Origin of the sequence: Grimontia sp. NTOU-MAR1 (assembly GCF_035758505.1) — a bacterium.
Taxonomy (GTDB): Bacteria; Pseudomonadota; Gammaproteobacteria; order Enterobacterales; family Vibrionaceae; genus Enterovibrio; species Enterovibrio marinus.
Window position 1 is genome coordinate 620,370 of the sequence record NZ_CP142109.1, and the last position, 15,584, is coordinate 635,953.

General features: G+C 48.2%; 13 protein-coding genes. 7 read left to right on the forward strand and 6 right to left on the reverse strand.

Annotated elements, in window-relative coordinates; translation table 11 throughout:
• Positions 1-50 precede the first annotated feature (50 nt).
• Positions 51-356, forward strand: a complete 306-nt coding sequence (locus VP504_RS20725; RefSeq protein WP_325895457.1) for a DUF4395 family protein — start codon at positions 51-53, stop codon at positions 354-356.
• Between the two features lie 145 nt (positions 357-501).
• Here VP504_RS20725 and VP504_RS20730 read toward each other — a convergent pair whose 3' ends face one another.
• Positions 502-2,748 carry a DNA/RNA non-specific endonuclease gene (locus VP504_RS20730; protein ID WP_325895251.1) on the reverse strand — a complete coding sequence of 749 codons (2,247 nt, stop codon included), beginning with the start codon at positions 2,746-2,748 and terminating at the stop codon, positions 502-504.
• A 209-nt stretch (positions 2,749-2,957) separates the two neighbouring features.
• On the opposite strand from VP504_RS20730, the gene VP504_RS20735 reads away from it, so the two are divergent.
• The 4 genes from VP504_RS20735 (at position 2,958) to galM (ending at position 6,904) form a co-directional block, all read left to right on the forward strand.
• The gene (locus tag VP504_RS20735) at positions 2,958-3,173 is read left to right on the forward strand and encodes a DUF3820 family protein (protein WP_002542846.1); all 216 of its coding nucleotides are present in this window, start codon (positions 2,958-2,960) and stop codon (positions 3,171-3,173) included.
• 422 nt (positions 3,174-3,595) lie between these two features.
• Positions 3,596-4,672: a UDP-glucose--hexose-1-phosphate uridylyltransferase gene (locus VP504_RS20740; RefSeq protein WP_325895252.1), complete on the forward strand. Its 1,077-nt coding sequence runs from the start codon at positions 3,596-3,598 to the stop codon at positions 4,670-4,672.
• Positions 4,665-5,822: a galactokinase gene (gene galK, locus VP504_RS20745; RefSeq protein ID WP_325895253.1), complete on the forward strand. Its 1,158-nt coding sequence runs from the start codon at positions 4,665-4,667 to the stop codon at positions 5,820-5,822. The genes VP504_RS20740 and galK overlap by 8 nt, the downstream gene beginning before the upstream one ends.
• An 11-nt stretch (positions 5,823-5,833) precedes the next feature.
• Positions 5,834-6,904 carry a galactose-1-epimerase gene (gene galM / locus VP504_RS20750; RefSeq protein WP_325895254.1) on the forward strand — a complete coding sequence of 357 codons (1,071 nt, stop codon included), beginning with the start codon at positions 5,834-5,836 and terminating at the stop codon, positions 6,902-6,904.
• 136 nt (positions 6,905-7,040) lie between these two features.
• Here galM and VP504_RS20755 read toward each other — a convergent pair whose 3' ends face one another.
• Both VP504_RS20755 and VP504_RS20760 read right to left on the reverse strand, forming a co-directional pair.
• Entirely contained in the window at positions 7,041-8,003 is a 963-nt protein-coding gene (locus VP504_RS20755) for a nucleoside hydrolase (protein WP_325895255.1), read from the reverse strand.
• A gap of 241 nt (positions 8,004-8,244) precedes the next feature.
• Positions 8,245-8,811 (reverse strand): pyridoxamine 5'-phosphate oxidase family protein, encoded by a 567-nt coding sequence (locus tag VP504_RS20760; RefSeq protein ID WP_325895256.1) that lies wholly within the window; start codon positions 8,809-8,811, stop codon positions 8,245-8,247.
• A gap of 481 nt (positions 8,812-9,292) precedes the next feature.
• Between VP504_RS20760 and VP504_RS20765 the strand changes: the two genes are divergently transcribed.
• Both VP504_RS20765 and VP504_RS20770 read left to right on the forward strand, forming a co-directional pair.
• Positions 9,293-10,492, forward strand: a complete 1,200-nt coding sequence (locus VP504_RS20765; RefSeq protein ID WP_325895257.1) for an iron-containing alcohol dehydrogenase — start codon at positions 9,293-9,295, stop codon at positions 10,490-10,492.
• A gap of 386 nt (positions 10,493-10,878) precedes the next feature.
• Positions 10,879-12,213, forward strand: a complete 1,335-nt coding sequence (locus VP504_RS20770; protein WP_325895258.1) for a DEAD/DEAH box helicase — start codon at positions 10,879-10,881, stop codon at positions 12,211-12,213.
• A gap of 85 nt (positions 12,214-12,298) precedes the next feature.
• On the opposite strand, the gene VP504_RS20775 is transcribed toward VP504_RS20770, so the two are convergent.
• From VP504_RS20775 to VP504_RS20785, 3 genes are all read right to left on the reverse strand, one after another.
• Positions 12,299-13,690, reverse strand: coding sequence for an MATE family efflux transporter (locus VP504_RS20775; RefSeq protein WP_325895259.1), 1,392 nt, complete (start codon positions 13,688-13,690; stop codon positions 12,299-12,301).
• 85 nt (positions 13,691-13,775) lie between these two features.
• A complete protein-coding gene (locus VP504_RS20780) occupies positions 13,776-14,444 on the reverse strand; it encodes an acyltransferase (RefSeq protein ID WP_325895260.1) in 669 nt (222 codons plus the stop codon).
• Between the two features lie 10 nt (positions 14,445-14,454).
• A complete protein-coding gene (locus VP504_RS20785) occupies positions 14,455-15,393 on the reverse strand; it encodes a glycosyltransferase (protein WP_062714093.1) in 939 nt (312 codons plus the stop codon).
• Positions 15,394-15,584 lie beyond the last annotated feature (191 nt).

Sequence of the window (15,584 nt, forward strand, 5' to 3'; positions counted from 1 at the left end):
ATTCCGGGTGAGAGCGATCTGCGGCGCGGGCCAGGGCGGGTTTATTGAATGTGCTATCCGCGGTCACCATGGTGTTCCTGTTGGTTCGCCCTGAATGGGATCCAGTGATCTATGTCGGCCCTTATGTGATTTTCGATATGATAATGGCAGCGATGTTCGGGTTGATACCACTGAGCCCTACTGGAATGTTGGGTACAGCGATGACCATGCGCTTCAAAGCTATCTGGAAACCGATAAAACCAAAGCGCTTTGCATGGAGCCTCGGAGCCATTATGGGGATCACCTGCCTGACGTTTCGCTTGCTGGAAATGCCCGACATATGGCTGTTTGCCGTGTTGGTATCTGCTTTATGTTGACCTGGCTGGAAGCGGTGCTGGGTTTCTGTGTCGGCTGTTGGATGCATGGCAAGATGTTCGGTTGCGAAACCTGCGTCTTGGATTGATATATTGAAAGAAGAAAGGCGCGAAGTCCCGCGCCTTTGGCTTTGTTTCGTAAGATTCGCTAACTGAAGTTCAGTACCTGCCCCTCAGCGCGGCGGCTCACCGATTTGTATTCCACTTTGGAAATAACAGTATCTTCCGTATCCAATAGCTCAATCACTGTTCCTTTATTCGAAAGTGCTGCCCCACCGTCACCTGCGCGAACAACAATTTTGTGCTCCCGGCCTGGAGGTAACTTGGTTTTCTCGCGAAGCACTGTGGAGCCCGATTTAGTTCGGATTTGCCAGCCAGTGACGTCAATTAGTCCCGGCGTTTCATTGCGAATGGATACCCACTCATTTTGATCGCCAACACCCGGTGGATTTGGCATCGCAGAAGCAATCACTACATCGCCTTCCTCGTAAAGTAAGACATCTGTGTTGGAGTGCGGTGCCAATAGTGGATCCCGGTTATCACGACTTTTCAGTACGGGGTAGAAAGAGCGCAAATGGAAGCCGCGATCTTGGCTTTTCAGCGTTTCTCTGTAGAGCACTAAATCGTAGCGCCAGCCGTTAATTGCCGCTCTACGCTTGGATTCGCCATCAAAAAATGGCAGTGGTTGTGTATCGTTGCGGAAGCTTTCAAATGCCAGCATGGTGCCGAGCGCCAAAAGGCATTCGGGGCTCATACCCACGAAGAAACCGCCTTTCTCCTTAGAGGCGATCTTGTCGCCCACGCGCCAAGTCATCGCTAATGTTGCGACGTCGGTATTGAGGTTTCCTTCAGGGCCATCATAGAAAGAGCCTAGATACTCCAAATCGGCTTTTCCGCCTTTAGCGTTCTGCTCATCCCAGAAGAATTTCGCCCAGAAGTGGTAACCACCGATTTCATAACGGGATCCTTCGCGCTTAATCTCACCCAAAAAGACATGTTCGAAGCCCGAGGCATGTTTCACCTCACGGTTGCCGAAGTTGTTAGTGTAAAGCCCGAACCAAATATTTCTGACCGTTTCGCGAAAGGTTTGGATGCTGGTTAGGTCTATGCACTGTCCTTCACCAAAAGTGGCACTGGTAAAGGACATTTCGGTGAGCTTGGCTTGGGCAAATCCAAGGCCGCCTTCACTTTGATCATCCGTGATGTATTGGTAGACCGACTCCATGAGTGAGATCCTGTCTTCATCGTCGTAGCGGGCAAAACAGGTATCGAGGAAATGCTCAATCTCGGCCAGTTCAACATCGCTGTATTTCTCTTCGTCGCGCTCAAGCTCATTATAGTTATCCATCAGTCGCTTGAACGCCTGATAGGAAGGGAGGAACATCAGCTTGTCGGTATTTACTTCATCGAACAGAAAGAACTTGGCCAAATCACGTTTACCAGGGCGTCGGTAGCCTTGCTCATAGAGGCGGATATCTGCGTTTTCGTTCATCCAGCGGCCATCCGTAAGACGTGTGACGTCGAAGCGGTTGTCATCGGCATCCCAAAGCTCCTGAACGAAATCGGTGTATTTTCCACGGTCATCCACGATGTCAGTCGGCGATTCGATAGGGCGCATTTCTGGCGTGTCGATATCATTTGACGTTGTGAAGTTGTTTGGGGAATAGAACATCGGATTCGCGTCATAGAGCTCTTGTTGGAAGTAAAGATCAGTGAGCTCAGTGATTTGTGTAAGCGAAACCTGATAGCTTTCCAGATTTAGCGTATTCCGACCATCATGATCGTCCCAGAACTCGCTTTGTTTCATCAAGAATGCACGGCATTGAAGTTCTCCGCCTTTGGTGAATACAATCACTTTCCAGAATGCAGAGGGAATGTAAGTTCCTCGGTAAGGTTGGTCGTTGATGGTGTTGATGGGGCCGGTAAACACGGAAAGCTTGTCGTCGAGCTCCTCCTCTTCCAGCAGCCAGTTCTCGAGTTCCAACCACTCGTCTTGATTGAATTTGGCGTGTTGCAGATTGGCGTTGGTGTAGAAGAAGGAGTCTTTGTTTGCCTGACTTGCCTCTGAACGGGAGCCCCAGGTAATGGCCGCGCGGCGCACCATATGACCACGATCCCATACGTTATTCTTATAAACGGCTGGGCCTGCCTGATAATCAATATCGACGCGGGGATCGAGCTTCCATCTGGCGCGCTTCAGGCTCATGAGTGTTTGCCTGTCGATATTGTGGGCGGTATAAAACGCCATTTTGGTTTCGCGGTTCATAACCAGTGAAAAGTGTTCGTAGTGCAAAGGTTCTCCGTATTCCCAAGCTACCTCTAACAGGCTTTCACCCAGTCGGGGTAGTGAAACAGGAGCACTCAAAAACGCGGTATTAAATCCTTGTGAAGGCATGGTAGTCGCCTCTAGCTGTCATCATGAAGTGATACACATTAGCCAGCGTTTATGTTGCTGTTGTTTTAACTAAGAATGAATAACTCGGTTTTCCCTACAACTGAGACGCGATTTCATGCTTGCTTTGACAGGTGGGCAGAAGATCGCGCGAGCCACAGTGTGCAGCGTGATAGACTTACCTCTTGCCCAATAGAAAGTGAAGCGTGACGATGCTCGAAAAAGAAAACATGCTCAAACTGGCGAGAATGAAAATGCCGTTTGGCAAATATGCTGGAAGGGTTTTGATTGACCTACCAGAAGAATATTTGCTTTGGTTTGAAAAGCAGGGGTTTCCTAAAGGAGAATTAGGTCAATTGCTTGCCTTGTGCTTGGCGCTAAAAATTGAAGGGTTGGACGCAGTCGTGAAGCCCCTAAAAAACATGTAATCAACGAATTGAAATAGAGTCAAAGTGAACGAAAAGGATGTGGTGCCGGCCTTTTGGTGGGCAATATAAAGCATTGATTTCTATGCGGTAGGTGAGTCGCTATCTGATATTTTTGGACTGTATTGGCCAGTTCCACTCGATGCACCAGTATGGCGGAGACAATGGGTTTCCTTGGAATAAAAAACGCGAGTCATGTGACTCGCGTTTTTATTTAAATCAACTGGATGCAATCAAACACAATTGAAGAGCTCTCTTTTTCTCGTCTCCGAAATAGAGTAACGACATCGTTTTTCTTTATCTGGCTGGTTATGTTCTGAACACATGCTATGATTTCATTGTAAACGTTTACAATGTTAAAAAATGCTTCTATAAGTAGTAAACGTTATCGAATGGACAAAACATGAAACAAGGCAGTTGAGACAGTGAATAACCCGTTTGATCCTACCGACCATCCACACCGCAGATACAATCCGCTGACCGGGCAATATGTGCTAGTTTCGCCACATCGAGCTAAACGGCCTTGGAGCGGCCAGGATGAAAAGCATTCTGAAGAAGTGCTTCCTACTTATGACAGCGGTTGTTTTCTTTGTCCCGGAAACACACGGGTATCGGGTGATGTTAACCCTGCTTACGACGGCACTTTCGTTTTCGACAATGATTTCGCTGCCTTGATGAAGGATTCACCGAGTCCTGAAGGAAGCGACCATCCGCTGTTCAAAATTGAGGGTGCTCGTGGTTTGAGTCGGGTAATTTGTTTTTCACCAGACCACAGTAAAACACTGCCAGAACTCTCCTTGAAGGCGATTCGGGGTGTGATAGAAACCTGGAATGAGCAGATTGAATCTCTTGGAAAAGATTACCTTTGGGTTCAGGCATTCGAGAACAAAGGTGAGGCCATGGGGTGCTCGCAGCCCCATCCTCACGGACAAATCTGGGCCAACAGTTTTCTGCCGAATGAAATTGCCCGGAAGGAAACCTTTCTGAAGGCTTATCTTCAAGAACACGGCTCGAACCTGCTACTCGATTACGTCAAGGCAGAAATGGCGGACGGCTCCCGCACTGTGGTGGAAACCCAGCACTGGATGGCGGTGGTTCCCTATTGGGCGGCATGGCCATTTGAAACCCTGCTCATGCCGAAGGCAGCGATACGGCGAATGGAGGAGTTGAGTGACGAACAACGCGACGATCTGGCGTTGGTGCTGAAAAAACTCACCAGCCGTTATGACAACTTATTCCAATGTCCTTTCCCCTATTCGATGGGGTGGCACTACGCGCCTTTTTATGAGGAAGGAACGGACATCGAGCACTGGCAGTTACATGCGCATTTTTTTCCTCCGCTGCTTCGCAGTGCCACAGTGCGAAAGTTCATGGTGGGGTATGAAATGTTGGCGGAAACCCAACGTGATCTGACACCGGAACAAGCCGCTGAACGTCTTCGCGCCGTCAGTGATATCCATTACAAAGAAAGCGCAGAACAGGCAGGGAAAGGCCATGAATAACCCTATTCACAAGGTAAAACAGGCATCTAACGCCAATTTTGGCTATAAGGCTAAATATCTGGTTCAGGCGCCCGGACGCGTGAATCTGATTGGGGAGCACACCGACTATAATGATGGCTTTGTGCTGCCTTGTGCGATCAACTATCAGACTGTTGTGGCGGCTTCTCCGCGTCAGGACAACATCATCCGTGTAGTAGCGGCTGACTACGACAATGCTACGGATGAATTCTCGCTTGAGGAAGATATTGCTTTTCTGCCCGAGAAAATGTGGGCCAATTACATTCGAGGCGTTGTTGTGTGTCTCAAGCAACGTGGCTACCAGTTCAAAGGCGCAGATCTGGCCGTGAGCGGTAACGTTCCGCAGGGAGCCGGATTGAGTTCATCTGCTGCCCTTGAAGTGGTGATTGGGCAAACTTTCAAGACCCTCTACCAACTTGATATTTCCCAGTCGGACATTGCGTTGAACGGTCAGCAAGCGGAGAACGAGTTTGTAGGCTGTAACTGCGGCATTATGGATCAGTTGATTTCCGCAAAAGGCATAGATGATCACGCTTTGTTGATCGATTGCCGAACACTGCAAACAACCCCGGTTTCTATGCCACAAGATATGGCGGTGGTCATCATCAACTCAAACAAAAAGCGTGGGTTGGTGGACAGCGAATACAACACTAGGCGTGAGCAATGTGAAGAAGCGGCGTGCTTTTTCGGTGTAGCAGCTCTTCGAGATGTTTCTTTGGAAGACTTTGAACTTGCTGCTGACAAGCTCGACGAAATTGTAGCGAAACGGGCGCGTCATGTGATCACCGAGAACGAAAGAACCCTTGCGGCTGCCTCCGCTCTCCAACAAGGTGATTTAAAAGCAATGGGTGCCTTGATGGCGGCGTCTCACGCCTCGATGCGGGATGATTTTGAAATCACTGTACCGGAGATCGATGCGTTGGTGGAGATGGTTAAGTCTGTGATAGGAGAAGAAGGCGGCGTGCGCATGACTGGCGGCGGTTTTGGGGGCTGTGTTGTCGCGCTGGTCGCACCCGATAAAGTGGAGGCTGTTCGGACTGTGGTCGCAGCAAAGTATCATGCGTTGACTGGGTTGAACGCTGATATTTATGTTTGTCAGGCCAAGGCTGGATCGGGTGAAGTGAGAGAGTGATAGGGGATGTCATGAGAAACGAGGCATACTTGGAAGGGCTGGAGCAGGCGTTCACTTCCACGCCATCTTATGATGAATTGCCCGCTCAATTGGTGCATCTCAAAAACAGCCATGGCATGACTATATCCTTGATGGACGTCGGTGCGACTTGGCTAAGTTGCCGATTGCCTCTGGTTTCGGGTATCCGTGAAGTGTTACTGCATTCACCTGACATGGCATGCCATCGAAAGCAAAGCGCCTATTTTGGCGCGATCGTGGGGCGTTATGCTAACCGTATCGATGGAAGCCAATTTTCTCTGGATGATCGCATATATTCCCTTAACGGTAACGAAGGAAAAAACATGCTTCATGGAGGCAAACAGGGTTTTGATAAACGCCGCTGGGCGATTGTCGCACAGAGTGACAACGCGGTGACATTCAACCTCCATTCAGAAGACGGAGATCAGGGATTTCCGGGAAACCTATTTGCAAGCGTGACCTACCTGCTGGATGAAGATAACCGTGTCGAAATCCAGTATCAGGCTGAGTGTGATAAAACCTGCCCCATCAACCTGACTAATCATGCGTATTTTAACCTTGGAGGCGTGGGGTCAGGTGTGAAAAGTCTCGAGCACATGCTGATGATGGAAGCCAGCCACTACCTCCCTACGCGGAAAGACCTCATTCCTACCGGTGTGTGGAATCCCATCAGTAAAACCGCCTTCGACTTTTCTGAACTCAAAGCCATTGGGCGGGATTTTCTAGCCGATAAAGATCAAAAAGTCGCTGGGGGGTACGATCATGCCTTTATTTTCGATCCGGATGTGTGTGATGGGGAAGCATTGGCAGTGTCTTTGTTGGCGCCGGATCGCTCTGTCATCATGAAAGTGAGCACGACAAAACCGGCTATCCAGTTCTACTCGGGCAATTGCCTTGAGGGAACACCTGGTGAACTTGGTTACTATGAGAACTTCGATGGTCTTGCGCTTGAGACCCAATACTTACCAGATGGACCCAACCACCCTGAATGGGGCGAGAAAAGCGGGGTATATCAAGCCAACCAGCCTTATCATCATCGAACAGCTTATCAGTTTCTCTTTTGAGTCTTTTACTTAGACCTAAGGTTTGAGGAAGACATTATGACTCTGGGCCCTTTTGGGCATTCTGTTGTCATGTGAATAATGGAGCCTGTGCTTAAAAGAAGGCAACAGACTCCCTTAGTATATCGTGAGTCATGAATTAACTGCTGTAGCTGGTGATGGTATCGAGGTACAAATCAAGTAGCGCCTGATCATTCACTTTTATGGCGACATTCTGTGCCGGCCAATCTGCCCATTCGTCTGCCTTGTGCTTAGTGTCATTGTGCTTTTGCAGCGTCATTCCTTCAGCTGGGCCGTCGCATACTACTCGGATGGGGCCACCACGCACTTCAAACAAACTTGGGTCAATCACGTAGGCAATCGCAGATGAGTCATGCACAAAGCAGCCATTTACGCCCATTCGGGACTTGTAGAAGTCGAGGTAAAAGCGACTGATGTCCCATACAAACTCGCCCACGTCGCCACAGGTATCACGCAAAGTGTCGATGTAGTCTGTGGAAAAGAAGGCTTCATGGGTTACGTCTAGGCCGATGACAGTGACAGGCCAATCCGCAGTGAAAACGGTATCAGCAGCATGTGGGTCGTCATGAACATTGGCTTCCGCGAAAGGCGTCACATTGCCTGTGTGCTCATGAGTACCGAAAGCACCGCCCATAATGACGACTTCTTTGACTAATTTGGTGATTTCCGGCGCTTGTTCTAGTGCCAGCGCCAGATTGGTTAACGGACCGACGGCAACCAGAGTGATTTCGCCAGGTGACGCTTTTACAGTCTCAATAATGTATTGGTGGGCTGGTCGTTGATCAGCACTGATGGTTGGCGCTTTGATCTCGACATCACCAAATCCATTTTCGCCATGTACCGCAACGCTAGCACCAACAGGTTGACGCTTTAGTGGCTTTGAAGCACCTTGTGTGACATCGCATTTAAAGCCAAAACGCTGTTTTAGATAAAGCGCATTTCGCGTGCTTATATCTATGTCCGCATTGCCATATACCGTGGTTAAGCCAACCAACTCGATCTCGGGACTTGCCTCTGCAAACAGGATTGCCATCGCGTCGTCAATACCTGGATCGGTGTCTAGAATAATTTTTGTTGTCATTGTGAATATCCGTTAGGAAAACTTCTTTTATTCTATGACGGCTTGGGGAGTGTCACTGACTGCTATGTGACTTAATATTGTGATTCCCCTCAATATTCAGCAGCAAGTATGAGTAAGGTACTTCTCCGTATACATGGAAGAATTAATAAATATACAGAAATAGTGGAAAAGGCCAATAAATTAGACAAAAAGACAAGGGAAGAAAGGAGAAAAAACGCGGAAACGCCCGCGTTTTCGTGGACTATTCTTCGATACTGATGCCAGCTTTGGCAGCAATATCAGTTTCAAAACCGTCAAGGCTTACCTGGTTCTTTTTCAGCCAATATTTCTGAATACCTTCCGCGCCTTGACGCTCAGACCACTTAGCCAGTTCATCTCTGTCACCTTCGTAGCTGTAGAAGGGAACAGACATGCCGCAGGACGCTTGCACCATATCAATATCCAAAAGAAAAACCTGACGTGATGCAATGCTTTCAGGAAACAGTGAGGTATAAATTTCCCATTCCGGATCGTTGCGGTGCAGTGCGCGTGCTTGCCCATAAGCCCTTAGGATCAACGGCGCGGCTTCAAACGCACACCACATGACGGTCATCCGTGCATCTTTCAGTACATGGGCGGCAGATTCATTGCCACTTCCTGTCAGATTAAGCCAAGCCAGCGTTTTGTTATCTATCACGCGCAGTGAATCACCACCCTTTGGTGAAATATTAACGGTACCTGAATCTGCTGCTGTGCCCACAAAGTAGATTTTTTGCTGTTCGATAAAGCTAATTTGTTTTTCGTTGAGCGATTTGGTGGTCTGTCCCATTTTTGCTTTCTGTCCTTGTGGTGAGTTTTAACCAACATATCACCCGAAGTACTAATGGCCAATTCAATGAGGCCGATTGAGGACTTTCTTATTGAGAAATAGTGAGTTATACGTGATGATTCGCTGTTTTTCCAAGAAAGTTTCTAGGGTCTGTTGACCTTTGGTGATGATTTTTGCAGCAGTTTGTGGGGATTTTATGCAAGGCAGAGGCTTCGATGTGTAGCTAGCCTACATGAGAAGCCGATAACGCAGCAGAAATTCCCCACAAACGCTGCCCGAAGGGTTCGACTGCGCGTCCCGTACTCTAAGCGTTTTATGCTTTGTTGAGGTGTATTTGCTTAGAATGACTAGGCGGCACACACCTCGCCACGCCTAAAACGCTTATAGCGAGAACAAAATTTAACCACCAAAGATCAACAGCCCCTAGTGTTCGTAGCAATGCTTACCTAGTCTGAATTGACAGAAAACGGAGGTTCTACTCATGTTGGTGAAAGCAACCCACAAAGGCTATATGAAAGCCCTGAAGATTGCCGCGCGGGTGATTCCTATTCCCCGTCCGACGCTATTTACCGGTGCGGAAAGTGCGGAGCAGCTTTGCGAAGCCATTAGCTTGATGAGCCTCGGAAAGTTGTTGGTAGTGACTGACAAAGCTTTGGTCGAAGCGGGAGTTGTTGCTCAGGTTGAACGCCATTTGCGTCGACACGGTATTGAGTTTGTCACGTTTGATCGAGTGACACCTGATCCAACCTACCCGCAGGCAGAAGAAGGTTTGGTGGTTTACAAGCAGGAAAATTGCAAAGGTATTCTCGCGGTTGGCGGCGGTTCCCCGATTGACTGTGCCAAAGTGATTGCCGCGAGAGTAACCAATAACAAAGCCATCAAAAAGCTGGCAGGGCTGCTGAAAGTCTGGCGCGCGCCAGCACCGCTGTTTGTGATTCCAACGACTGCTGGAACCGGTTCTGAAGTGACGGTTGCAGCGGTCATCTCGGACCCTGGCAATCACCAGAAAACTCCGTTGATGGATCCCAAGCTTGTCCCTCTGATGGCTGCGCTTGATCCTCAATTGATGACAGGATTACCGCCAAATATTACCGCAGCGACTGGAATGGACGCTCTGACCCATGCTGTCGAGGCTTATATCTCGCTAAATGCCACCACGGAAACCGATGCCTATGCGACGGCAGCGCTGAAGTTAATCCATGCCAATCTGGTTACGGCATACAAGGATGGTCAAGCGCTAAAAGTCAGGCTGAATATGGCAATGGCGTCCTACTATGCAGGGCTCGCGTTTACCAAAGCGAGCTTGGGCTATGCACATGCTATTGCCCATAATCTTGGTGCAAAATACGGCACACCCCATGGTGCAGCCAATGCATTGGCATTACCCCATGTGCTGGAAGTGTCGATTCCGTCAGCCAAAATACGTATTGGGGAGTTGGCAAAGATGGTGGGTGTCGGGGATGAAAACTTGGATGACCAAGCCAATGCTAGCGCATTTGTTAATTATGTGGTGTCGTTGCAAGAAGCGATGAACATGCCGCGCACTTTGCCAGACATCAAACCGGAAGACATTCCCCAGATAGCAAAAAACGCTATTCATGAGGCTAACTGGAATTATCCGGTACCTCACTATCTGACACAGGGTGAGTGCGAAAAACTTATCGCCAAGATTAAGGCTTAGCATAGGGGCTGTTGACCTTTGGTGGTGATTTTTGCAGCAGTTTGTGGGGGTTATATGCAGGGCAGAGGCTTCGATGTGTAGCTAGCCTACATGAGAAGCTGATAACGCAGCAGAAATCCCCCACAAACGCTGCCCAGAGGGTTCGACTGCGCGTCCCGTACTCTAAGCGTTTTATGCTTTGTTGAGGTGTGTTTGTTTAGAGTGACTAGGCGGCACACGCCGCGCCTAAAACGCTTATAGCGAGAACAAAATTTAACCACCAAAGGTCAACAGCCCCTAGAGCACTGTCTTTTATTATTGCTCATGCTAAAATGCGCGCCCTTTGGTCAGGTGTGCATTTTGCCGTTCTGCCATTCTTTGTCTTCCCTTAGATGCCGAGATTTCTCATGTCATTCTCCAAACTGGGCTTGAGCCAACCGATCGTTTCCGCTGTGACGGAATTGGGTTATCAACATCCAACTGCCATTCAGGAAAAAGCTATTCCCGCCATTCTGCGTGGTGAGAACCTGTTAGCAACGGCGCAGACAGGTACCGGTAAAACGGCAAGCTTTCTGTTGCCACTGATGGAGATGTTGAGCCAGGGTGAAACACGCCGAAAAAAGCGTGTACGAGCGCTGGTACTGGCACCAACGAGGGAGCTGGCCGCTCAAGTAGAAAAGAATGCCAATGAATATGGTAACTACCTGTCTCTGACAACACTGTCAATGTACGGTGGTACGAACTCGGCATCTCAAAAGCAAAGTCTGATTGCTGGCGTCGATATTCTGGTGGCAACACCGGGTCGTTTACTGGACATGATGTCCCAGCGCGCTGTTCATTTCGACGAGTTGGAATGTCTGGTGCTTGATGAAGCTGACCGTATGTTGGACATGGGCTTTATTGACGATATCAACAAAATCATTGAACGTTTGCCGGCTCAACGCCAAAACTTGCTGTTCTCGGCGACCTTGTCAGACAAAGTCCGTTTTCTTGCTAAAACCGCCGTACCAAACCCAGTGGAAATTAGCTCTGAAGGCAACAGCAAAGCCGAAATTGAGCAATGGTTGACAGCAGTCGACAAAGACAAGAAGTCGACTCTGCTGGCACACCTCATCACGGACAATGGTTGGGATCAGGCGCTGATCTTTATAGAAACCAAACATGGCGCTGCCAAGCTGGTGGAGCAGTTGGGTAAGCGTGGTATTGAGGCAGAGTCTTTCCACAGTGGTCGCAGTCAGGCAATGCGCGAGCAACTGCTTGATGACTTCAAAATTGGCAAACTGAAATTCCTGGTGGCAACTGGCGTGGCAGCACGCGGCATTGACATTGAAGAACTCAAGCGCGTCATCAATTACGATCTGCCATTTCCTGCTGATGAATACATTCATCGGATTGGCCGTACTGGTCGCGCAGGTGCAAAAGGTGAAGCGATTTCTTTCTTGTCAAAAGATGATTTCAAAAACCTTTGCATGATCGAAACCCGTCTGGGGCATCTCATTGAGCGTCGTGAAATCGAAGGCTTTGCGCCAAGAAAACCGGTTCCTGTTTCAATCCTGAATTACGTGCCGAAGAATAAGCGAGAGCCAAAAGCCAGCGGTGAAAAATTAGCCAAAAGCCGCAAGCCAAAAAAGGCTTCGAAACCATCAAGACAGCCGCAATCCACCAAACGTATCGAGCGCAATGAGTCAGGTGAAGATCGCGCCAATCCTTGGTCAACGCTGAGTCCGAAAAGGACCAAGTAATCCGCATTGAAAAAGGTATATACCCAAACAACCTGGATCGAGCATCTTCAGGTTGTACGGGTATTATCAGGTTCCTTTTTTGTCATCAACTCATCGCTGCTGCAAGGTTACGAATCCATCGGCCTGACTTGAGTCGCCAAAGACAAACAATCATCTTTAAGCTCTCTTCAACAAGCACTAACCCAAACAGATAAACTGCTGGCCATTGAAGCCAGTACGTCAACATAAAGGCGCAAGGGAGCAGCACAATCCATTGTGCGAAAATGTCGGTAAACAGGCAAAACGAGGCATCTCCACCCGCCCTGAGTACACCGACAATAAGCATCATAGATACGCTCTTAATAACCAGCGAAAAAGCCATAATGTCGTATAAAGAGAGCGCTAGTGTTTGAGCATCCGAAGGGGTCTCGCTATGAAAGAATAGGGAGATTAACGGTGCTTTTAGAGTCATCAAAACCATGGCCGAACACACGCCAACAGCGAAGCTGACCAAGAGGTTTGAACGCACGGTCTTGGCAAGCTCTCCCCACTGATTTGCGCCCACTTTATTGCCTACAAGTATTGAACCTGCGGTTGCTAAGCCAATCAGCAGGGACATGGCTAACGCTTCCAAGGGGGCCAGCACCGAAAGCGCGACAAGCAGATCTGCATCCCGATACCCAAGAATGGCATGAAAGGCAAAAAGGCCGCCAGCCCAAACAACGCTGTTAATCGCGGCTGTCATTGAAAGCTTCCCTACGATCTGAATATCCCGAACTTTTAATGTGACGAGCTGTGCAGGGTGAATACTGGCCAGAGGATGTTTTGTCAGTGCTAGGTAGCTAATCAACAGCAGGCACTCAACAACCGCGCTTATCAGCGTCCCAATCGCTGCGCCAATAATCCCCATTGCGGGCATTCCCCAGTGACCAAAGATCAGAAGCCAGTTCAGAAACAGATTAAGGACAACGCCAATGAGGCTCACTTTAGTAGCGATACCGGGTTGGTGCATGGCGCGCAGGCCACAAGCCAGTGACGATGTCACTGCAAAACAGAAAAGCGTAAACGCGATGGGTCTAAGGTAATCTGCACCTTTGACGATAACATCAGAAGACTGCGTGCCTACCGCCATGAGGGCTTCGGGAAAAATAAACAGCAAGATAAAAAAGCATGCCGCTGTGACCAAACTTAAAAACAGAGTGATCAGCACGGTGTTATGCAGCTTCTTCTTCCCTGCTGTTCCCTTTTCCCCAAAGCATTGAGCGGCTATTTGCCCACCACCAATACTCAGACCAATAATGAAAAAACTGATGATCATTTGGGCTTTCGCAGCAAGGCCAACGGCAGCTATTTCGAGCTCTCCAACTCCTCCGAGCATGACTGTGTCTACAACACTTTTGCTGGAAAATACGGCAGTTTGAAGTGCAACGGGCAGTGCGAGAGCGAATAAAGGGCCATTCGCCAAAAGTCTTGATCGCATGGCGTGAAATTTTGACATAGGGGATATCCGGAAAAAGCAGATCCTTCGAGCTTTTCGAGGGCTAAATGACTTCAGTTTGAAGAATGAAGGATCTGCAAAAGGGTTAGGAAACAGCGTCCAGTTGTTTAACGATGGTTGCGGGATTTCCCATTGCTATACAGTTGTCAGGTACATCTTGGTAAACCACACTGTTGGCGCCTACTACAGCATTTTCACCGATGGTGACGCCTTTTAGAATCGTGGCACCCATTCCAATCCAGGCATTGTCTTTAATCGTGACTTTGGCAACGCGAGTACGGGCTGCTTCATCATCCGTCCATCGCCCTGTTACCGGGTGACCACTGCTATCCATGATGGTGACTTTTGGGCCAAACAATACTTTGTTGCCGATCTCTACCTCACTGTAAGAGACGATCGCAGTACCTTGCATGACACAACCTTCGCCAATAGAGATCTTGCCGGATTGACCGCCGTTTACTTTTACAACAGTGAGGCGCACCGGACGATTTTCGAAAGCAAGATTGTCTTCAGAGTAAAGAACCGTTCCTTTGCCAATGGAAATGCTTTGAGTGAAATCCTGCTGTTTGATAAGCGAGTATTGAACGTCCCTATTGTAGTCATCAGAGTCTCGCGCAAGTGTGAACGCGATATGGGGCTCACCGACGAAAGAGGCATCTTCATCCAGCAAAATCTGTTCGCGAAACAGTGCCCGGACATCGTCTGAAGTTCTTCCCTCGGACACAGGGAAGATATTTTCATAAACACACGGCATAAACCTGATCTTATTCCTGTACGACGATTGGCTGGGTTTTAGGTTGTGGTTTGTATAGAGAGGGATCAGCCATTGGATGATTAGGACTGCTCTTGAGCACCTTGATCAGTTTGTTTAGAGGCAAATCGTTGATCTCATGATCCAATCCGTAGTAGCTGGTCTGCCAAATGTTGTATTTGCTGTGAATACGTTCTGCAGCACTGCGCGAACTTTCACTGGTATCTTTCACCTCTTTTGGATGTGGCCAATGGAAAGAAGACATGGATTTATCAACGATAAACATGTTGTTGTTGATAAAAAGACGGACGCCCAAGTCAACATCCTCGCCGCCCCAGCTGTTAAACCCTTCATCGAACAAACCTGCTTTGATCAGTTGCTCTCGTTCTGCCGAAACATGGCAAGTCCAGAAGAGGTCAAATGGGGCTGGCCAATCGCAGATGTTGTGCCCAAGATCGTCGTATTGAGATTGACGGATATCGTAAGCGCCCTGTGAATCGAGCTCTGCCAGAATTTGATCAACGTTCGTAGGCGTGATGACAGCTTCCATTTTCTTAACGCCCTCCTCATCAAGATCAAAACCGTAAACGTAACCGACGATTGCGATTGGGTGCGTTGAAACCTTGTGTCGGAAGAGATGCTCTTCCAGGGTGCCTGTTCCAGGAAGCACACCTGTGTCGAGATAAACGATGTATTTTCCTTCGGCAATAGCGGTGCCTACATTTCTGGCTTTTCCGGCCCTGAAGCCTTTGTCATCTTGCCAAAAGTATTTGATATTTAATCGGTCTGAAAAAGACAGAGCAATATATTCGGAATCATCCATTCCACCATCATCAACTACAATAACTTCGAAAGTTTCCTTTGGGAGAGTTTGCTCTGATAAAGCCGTTAAAGTATGTGAAAGAAGATCTCTTCTATTATATGTGGGAATAACAACACTTAATTCGATCATTTCTACTTCTCAATTTTTTCTAACCAACGGAAGAGATGATAAGAGTTGTGTTTTTTTAATCAACATCACATTTTTGAAAATCCCCACAGTCAGTTTACTAAAATTTACAAATAAAATCTTTAAAAACATACATATAAGGCTTTCAAGCACATTGATTTCAGTTTTTACTTATGCGACATACATCACATTTA

Excerpts from the sequence above, each read along its gene's own strand:
- VP504_RS20765 (WP_325895257.1), top strand. The coding sequence starts at position 9,293 with ATGTTGGTGAAAGCAACCCACAAAGGCTATATGAAAGCCCTGAAGATT.
- VP504_RS20770 (WP_325895258.1), top strand. The coding sequence starts at position 10,879 with ATGTCATTCTCCAAACTGGGCTTGAGCCAACCGATCGTTTCCGCTGTG.
- VP504_RS20755 (WP_325895255.1), bottom strand. The coding sequence starts at position 8,003 with ATGACAACAAAAATTATTCTAGACACCGATCCAGGTATTGACGACGCG.
- galM (WP_325895254.1), top strand. The coding sequence starts at position 5,834 with ATGAGAAACGAGGCATACTTGGAAGGGCTGGAGCAGGCGTTCACTTCC.
- VP504_RS20735 (WP_002542846.1), top strand. The coding sequence starts at position 2,958 with ATGCTCGAAAAAGAAAACATGCTCAAACTGGCGAGAATGAAAATGCCG.
- VP504_RS20775 (WP_325895259.1), bottom strand. The coding sequence starts at position 13,690 with ATGTCAAAATTTCACGCCATGCGATCAAGACTTTTGGCGAATGGCCCT.
- galK (WP_325895253.1), top strand. The coding sequence starts at position 4,665 with ATGAATAACCCTATTCACAAGGTAAAACAGGCATCTAACGCCAATTTT.
- VP504_RS20780 (WP_325895260.1), bottom strand. The coding sequence starts at position 14,444 with ATGCCGTGTGTTTATGAAAATATCTTCCCTGTGTCCGAGGGAAGAACT.
- VP504_RS20760 (WP_325895256.1), bottom strand. The coding sequence starts at position 8,811 with ATGGGACAGACCACCAAATCGCTCAACGAAAAACAAATTAGCTTTATC.
- VP504_RS20730 (WP_325895251.1), bottom strand. The coding sequence starts at position 2,748 with ATGCCTTCACAAGGATTTAATACCGCGTTTTTGAGTGCTCCTGTTTCA.
- VP504_RS20785 (WP_062714093.1), bottom strand. The coding sequence starts at position 15,393 with ATGATCGAATTAAGTGTTGTTATTCCCACATATAATAGAAGAGATCTT.